At 65.1% G+C, this 6,389-nt stretch carries 5 protein-coding genes and 1 pseudogene; all 6 read right to left on the bottom strand.

Annotated elements, in window-relative coordinates; all coding sequences use genetic code 11:
* Window positions 1–236 precede the first annotated feature (236 nt).
* On the bottom strand, window positions 237–1,496 hold the full coding sequence (locus GEV06_13390) for a glycosyltransferase (GenBank protein MPZ18890.1): 1,260 nt from the start codon (window positions 1,494–1,496) through the stop codon (window positions 237–239).
* A gap of 98 nt (window positions 1,497–1,594) precedes the next feature.
* The gene (locus GEV06_13395) at window positions 1,595–2,179 is read right to left on the bottom strand and encodes a hypothetical protein (protein ID MPZ18891.1); all 585 of its coding nucleotides are present in this window, start codon (window positions 2,177–2,179) and stop codon (window positions 1,595–1,597) included.
* A 107-nt stretch (window positions 2,180–2,286) separates the two neighbouring features.
* Window positions 2,287–3,537 carry a glycosyltransferase gene (locus tag GEV06_13400; protein MPZ18892.1) on the bottom strand — a complete coding sequence of 417 codons (1,251 nt, stop codon included), beginning with the start codon at window positions 3,535–3,537 and terminating at the stop codon, window positions 2,287–2,289.
* Window positions 3,446–4,351, bottom strand: a complete 906-nt coding sequence (locus tag GEV06_13405; protein MPZ18893.1) for a PHP domain-containing protein — start codon at window positions 4,349–4,351, stop codon at window positions 3,446–3,448. Before GEV06_13405 ends, GEV06_13400 begins: the two co-directional genes overlap by 92 nt.
* 193 nt (window positions 4,352–4,544) lie before the next feature.
* Window positions 4,545–5,273 (bottom strand): annotated as a pseudogene (locus tag GEV06_13410) (phosphotransferase).
* Window positions 5,274–5,276: 3 nt separating this feature from the next.
* Window positions 5,277–6,023 (bottom strand): glycosyltransferase, encoded by a 747-nt coding sequence (locus tag GEV06_13415; protein MPZ18894.1) that lies wholly within the window; start codon window positions 6,021–6,023, stop codon window positions 5,277–5,279.
* Window positions 6,024–6,389: the final 366 nt, after the last annotated feature.

Here is a 6,389-nt window from a genome sequence, read left to right on the forward strand (position 1 = left end):
CTTACGCGCCAACGCACGGGGGTGTTTCAGTCTGCCTCAGCCTAAGGGCCTGTCAGGGAATAAGTGCACCATTCTGGCTGCCGATGCAATCCCGTCTGCCAGCGTTGCTCGTCGCTTACATACTCCCGGTATGCGCACTCCTCGCGCCTTGCCAGACGGGCGCCTCGACACCCAGAACGGCACACCTATTCCCTGACAGGCCCTAAGCAGGTCCCAGACCACGTGCTGCGACCGCTTCACCTGGGGGCAAGGAGGGGTACGGCCCAACGCGCGCGATCGACGGTGAGCCGGCGGCGATGGAGCTCGCTGTAGAGGGCGAAGATGCGAGCGGTGACGCGTGGCCAACCGTAGCGCTGCGCCGTCAGGCGCGCGGCCTCGACCCTCGCGGCCCGCTCGACGGGTTTTCGCAGCATCTCCTCGATGACCGAGGCGAAGCCAGGACCCGTTGGCGTGGCAAGCCAGGCGTTCTCACCGCTCGCATAACTCAGCACGCCTCCAGCACTCGGGACGACCACCGGCACGCCGGACGCCATGGCCTCGAGTGGCCCAATCCCAAAGGGCTCGTGTGGGTTCGGATGTACGAATGCATCCGCACTCGCGTAGAACGCGGCAAGGAGTCGTCGATCGGCCACATGCCCCCAAAACAGCACGCGCCCCGGCACACGAGCTTGCGCCGCCGCGCGCAAGGGATCTCCGTCGGGACCGTCTCCGGCGATCACCACCCGCACGCGCCGGTCGTCGTTGTCCGGCAATTTCTCGAGCATCGCAATGAGGAGAGGCAGGTGCTTCTCCGGGGCCAAGCGGCCCGCGTACAGGACGTAGATCGCGTCTCGGTCGTCCCCCAGTCGAGCCGACCAGGCCTCACGTACGGCGGCCGATCGGTGCTCTGGACCGAAGCGATCGGCGTCGACGCCCATGGGCACGACATGGACGTCGCGTGTGTGGCGTGGCACCAGCGCACCTCGGATCTCCTCCGCCGTATAGTCGGAGTTTGCGAGATGGTAGTCGAACTGAGGCGTGTATACGTACCCCATGTACCAGCGTGCCAGCGTCCGCGCGGCGCTCGACGACCAGCCGAGCGCCCCCACGTTGTCGTCGAACCGCTCGCAGCTCAGGCCAACCAGTGTGGGCCGGGCGATGCCAGCAACGCCGAGCCGCCGGAGGACGCCAGCCAAGTAGCAGAGCGCGTACTTGTCACACACTTCGACCAGGTCCGGCTGCTCGGCACGCAAGATCTCCTGGATGGCCGCCCAGGGCCACAGGTAGCGGTGCGGCAACAACAACCGGTAACGGCGGTCGACGATGGGTGCGCGTGGCGCCTTGATGTAGTAGATGCGTCCCCACGCCCCGACGTCTTCGAGGCCACCCTGCTCCGCCGGCACGACGAGCCGCATGGCCCTCCCGGCGACGTTCGCTGCCCTCAACATCGCGAGGTAGAAGGTGCGAATGCCACCGGAGGACGGGTGCCATGCGTTGGTCAGGTGCAGTGTCTTCATGGTCCCAGTCCTTAGTCCTTGGTCCTTGGTCCTTAGTCCTTGGTGCGGCTGGTACGCTTCGATGCTTCGGTACGCCGTGGCGCACCAAGAACCAAGAACTAGGGACCAAGAACCGAGAGACGCCTAGCGGCCGCAATGCAGCCGCGGCCGATTGTGAGGACGAAGCTGACGACAAGAAGTGGCATGCGGCACAGGTCGTCGACGAGCGACCCGCGCCCTTCGCCGACGATGAGCGCGCCGCGCCGCATCGCGAAGAGATTGAACAGCGTCGATATGCCTGTGAGCACAGCCGACGCGAAGATGCTCTCCGCGAGGCGCACCGTTCCGCGCAGCCAATGCACGGTGAGCTCGAGCGAGTGGGTGCACAGCGGCAACAGCACAATGACGGTGACCGAGGCGAGCCAGGCCGGCTGCGCATGACGGAAGGCCTGCGTGAGCGCGCCGTAGAAGCCCGCCGTGATGCCGCGAAACACCAACTCGGTCGTCATCGCCGCAAGTGCCGCATCGAGCCCAGCCGAAAGATTCGCCGAGAAGAAAATCGTGGATCTGAACCCGGCGCTCAGCACGGCAGACTTCCAGTTCCAGCGCCGTACGATACGGTGAACTGGATGCCGCACCAAGCCATGCAGCACCTCACTCACCCGCTCGTCGACCTTCGTGCTCATGACTTCAATCCGGTCCATGGTCGTGCCATCGTTGGTCCTCGTAGTAGCGCAGGCCTTTAGGCCTGCCAATGGACGGGCGTGAAATCTCACAGGCAGGCCTAAAGGCCTGCGCTACGATTGACCATTCAGATCGCCGTGACTGGCAAGGCATGCGGCAGCGAGCGCGCTGAAATCTCGCGGTACGTGTCGAACAGCGGCGCGAGCGCGCGCGCCCACGTCCGCCCGAGCGCGTACTGCCTCGCCGCGTCACCCATTCGGCGGCGAAGCGCCTCGTCTGCCACGAGCCGGCACAACCTCTCGCCCATCACCTCTGGATCGTCGCCGTGGCACATGAAGCCGGTCTCCCCGGGCCGCATGTTCTCCCGTGGACCGCCGCGGTCGGAGACGATCACGGGTAATCCCGATGCCTGCGCCTCGAGCACGACGTTGCCCGCGGTGTCCGTGCGGCTGGGAAACAGGAAGACATCCGCCGAGGCCATGGCGCGTGCGACGTCCGCATGCGGCAGCTCGCCCGTAAAGAGCGCATTCGGACAGGCGCGCTGCAGCGCTCGCCGCATCGGCCCGTCGCCCACGAACACGAACCGCGCAAGACAACCCCGGCGGCTGAGCGCCCGCTCGAACGCCGGCACCGCCGCAAGGCCCTTCTCGTGCGAGATGCGCCCCACGTAGAGCACGGCCGGAATGGTCGGTGACACTCGCCAGGCAGACCGCAAGGCGTCCGACCGCGCCGCAGGAGAGAACCGATCAGTGTCGACACCGCGCGGCCACACACGCAACTTCTCAGACCGGAGCTTCCCGGACACGAGGAGGCGGCGTGTGGCCTCGGAAGGCACCAGAATGCGCTCGCATTTGCCATACGGCCATCTCAAGTACTCGCGCATCAACTGTCCCAAGCGACGCGACCCGCTGAGCATCTCCGCGTACTCGGCGAGCTGTGTATGAAAGCTGCCCACCATCGGCAGCTGCAGGCGCCCAGCGACGTACATCGCCGCCAAGCCAACCGGCCCCGGGGTCGTCATGTGCACGAGGGCGATGTCATCGCGCCGTGCGTGCGAGAGGAACGAGAGCAGCCGCGGAAGGTACATCTGCATGCCGCGGTAGAACGGCACGCCGACACCGAGCGAGCGCAGCGCCAGGTAGTCGGGTTGCGCCACGCCGATCTGGGACGCGGTATAGACACGCAGGTGCATGTCCGCCGGCGCCCACCGCAGCACTGCCTTGAGCGTGGTCGTCACGCCATTGACCTTCTCGAAGTCGTTGTCCGTGAAGATGGCAACTCGCATGTCACGCTGCTTCCAGCAAACGTCCCGCCGGCCGCGCCACCAGATCGACGAGCAGCGCCTGATTGAACCGTTCCTCCAGCACGAAGTGCGCATAGGCCAGCGCGAGCGGGATGGTGACGAGCGGCAGGCCCACGACCGCGCCGAGCAGCATCGCGTGCCGGCGCCACTGAAGCGGCTGTTCGATGAACCGGGCAATCTGCTCCTGGTAGAACCCGGTGGCCAAACGAACGATATCCGACGCCATCGTGAAGTAGTGGCCGTGCGCCCCTTCCACGCGGATCCGCCCAGCGCGGAGCTCTTGCATGAACGCTTCACGTGTCGTCGCGCGATCGGAGACGACGTAGGTCCGGCCAACCCCGCGCTGGGTGTGGGAGTCGCTGCCAGCCACACCGACCTTTCGGCAGGCCCCAGCCAGCGCCGTCGCCGTCATGTTCTGCGCCGCGAGGCGCGAGCCGTTACGGATCTCGAGGGCGTCGATCCACGGCATCAGTCGGGCCACGTGTGCAGCCGTGATCTGGCCATTGACGCGTGAGGCGACGTGATTGAGGCTGGTGAAGATACGCTGATGTCTGAGGTACGGCATCAGTTGGCCGATGTCGCGCCGCAACCGGTCGATCTCCGCAAACTGGGCCTCGCTGATATCGAGCACGTTGAGGTGCACCTTCACCTGATCATCGGGGAAGATCGCGGTCACCTCACAGCCGACGATCACGTCCGGTCTATCCGCGATGGTGAGTGCGCCATCGATGGTGTCGTGGTCGGTGATGGCCACCAAGTCCATGCCTCGCGCCTTGGCACGTCGATAGACCCCCTCGGGGGTGTTGTACGACTCCTTCATGATCAGGCTCAGCGGATACAGCGACGTGTGGCCAGAGAAGTACGTGTGCACGTGCGCGTCGAGCTTCACTGCTCCTCCTTTCGGCGACGGCGCGACGCGATAGGAGCATTCAGTGCCACCGACCCGTCGTGGCGCCCCTACCTCGTGTCACCTTGTCACCTTTGTCACCCTGTCACCCCGTCCCTCATCTTCACGAAGCTGCCTGCACCGTGAGGGGCTCGGTGTCGAGACTTTCAGGCGCGGCCGCCGCATTCCAGGCTGCGCCCCGGTAAAGCATCAGGCCGACGTCAACGTTCGATCGCAGGGCGTCCCTAATTGACCGCCAGTCCTTACGCGCCTTCAAGAGCGTCTTCCAGGAGTAGAGATGCCGCGGCTTGTGGAAGTCGCTGTTCGCAATGTACGGGTAATGCTTCAGGCTGGTCACCGAGAAGAGATCGTCCCGATTGGCCGCTTCCCAGACATCGACCAACGCCGCCAGCTCCTGCCGGTGCTCCCACAGATAGCAGGTCGAGATCTCCAGCCGCATCCGAGTGCGGTGGTGCGGGTGACACGCGATGCTCACCGCCTCCTGCCGCCGAATCTCTCGCAGAATCGCGTCGGCGGACTGATCGGCGCTGATGTACTCCCGGACGCCGAGGGCGATGATGTGCGAGTTCTTCTTGCTGCGCAGGTGGTTCTGCGTGATCTCTGCGCCGGGCAGGACCAGGAGCCCATACCGCTCGAAGGCACGCGCCGCTTCGGCCTCGATCTCCGCGAGGTAGTCAGGGAAGCGCTCAGCCGTCAAGGAAAAGTGCCGCCGGCCGAGCGTCAGCAAACGGCCCGCGCGCGCGAGCAGGTCGCGCTCCATGAGGATGTGGTCCGTAATCGCGATGACGTCGAAATGACCCGTGCGACCGTAGAGGTCGCACACCTCGCGGAGCGTGAGCTGCCCATCGCTCCAGCGCGTATGGATGTGGAAGTCACACAGGAGAAATGGATCATAGCCGGGCATGGTTCAGTTCCTCACGTCCACGTGCGTGGTGTCTTTCACCCGTGCGTGAACAATCTCCGACCAGTAGTTCCGGACGTAGACGCGGAAGACGTGCAACATCCCCATCGCCCGGTAACGCCGTGCCGACGTCCACAGGTAGCAGTGACGCGCCAGCACGAGGCGACCGTGTGGCCGGAGGCGCCGCGCCAAGTTCGTGTCCTCGCCGTGAAACTCGATCGAGGTATCGAAGCCGCCAATCGCCGCGAGCGTCTCGCGGCGCACGCCGAAGTTGCCGCCGTAGAGGATCGCGCCACGACGGAGCACGTGATGCACCAGGACGTGCGTCAGCGGTGCGACGGTGTAGTCATACGCCCGCAGCAGCGCGCACCCACACGGGTGCCAGTCGTAGAATCGACACGGGCCGCTCACCGCCACGACCCGCGGATCTCCCTCGAACCGCTGCACCACCCGCTCCACCCACTCATACGGTGCACGACAGTCGGCGTCCAGCCACAACAGGAGGTCACCTGTAGCGACGCGGCGCGCCGTCTCGCGGGCAACCACCAGGCCTCGTCTCGGCTCGTCGATCAGTTGCACGCCGACCGCTGCGGCCGCCACCTGCCGCGTGCCGTCGCTGCTCGCGTTGTTCACGACGATGATTTGATCCGGGGGGAAAGTCTGGCCCTGAAGGGACTGAAGGCACGCGCCGAGGTATTGCTCCTCGTTGTAGGCACACACGATAACGGTCACTGTGGGCCGTAAGCGCGTCATATGCACGCAAGCTGTTAGGGTCCGCCGGCGGCGGCGGCCAACCTCGTCACCTCGTTGAAATGTCGCTGTCTGACCATCACGTCCCTGTCACCCTCGAGAACCCGACACGTGACGCATCTGAGTCAAGTGTCGGGGCTCTCGAATGAGCGTCGTGAGGCGCGGCTGAAAGCCGCGGCTCGCAAGAACTCGGTTCCCAGGGTAGCGTGAGTGCGTAACGAGGCGTTCTCAGGTGAGTGTCGGGCAGGTTAAAGGTGCAAGGGGTCAAGGGATTAAGGGATCAAGGGGTCAAGGGATTAAGGGATCAAGGGGTCAAGGGGTCAAGGGGTCAAGGGAGGTAACTCGGAGGACTCAGGTCATGGTCCACCT

This window comes from Luteitalea sp., assembly GCA_009377605.1.
Lineage (GTDB): Bacteria > Acidobacteriota > Vicinamibacteria > Vicinamibacterales > Vicinamibacteraceae > WHTT01.

What these genes read in the sequence shown, in the direction of transcription:
- GEV06_13400 (MPZ18892.1), bottom strand. Translation starts at nt 3,537, where the DNA reads ATGCGCACTTCGTGCTGGAGGAACGGTTCAATCAGGCGCTGCTCGTCG.
- GEV06_13415 (MPZ18894.1), bottom strand. Translation starts at nt 6,023, where the DNA reads ATGACGCGCTTACGGCCCACAGTGACCGTTATCGTGTGTGCCTACAAC.
- GEV06_13390 (MPZ18890.1), bottom strand. Translation starts at nt 1,496, where the DNA reads ATGAAGACACTGCACCTGACCAACGCATGGCACCCGTCCTCCGGTGGC.
- GEV06_13395 (MPZ18891.1), bottom strand. Translation starts at nt 2,179, where the DNA reads ATGGACCGGATTGAAGTCATGAGCACGAAGGTCGACGAGCGGGTGAGT.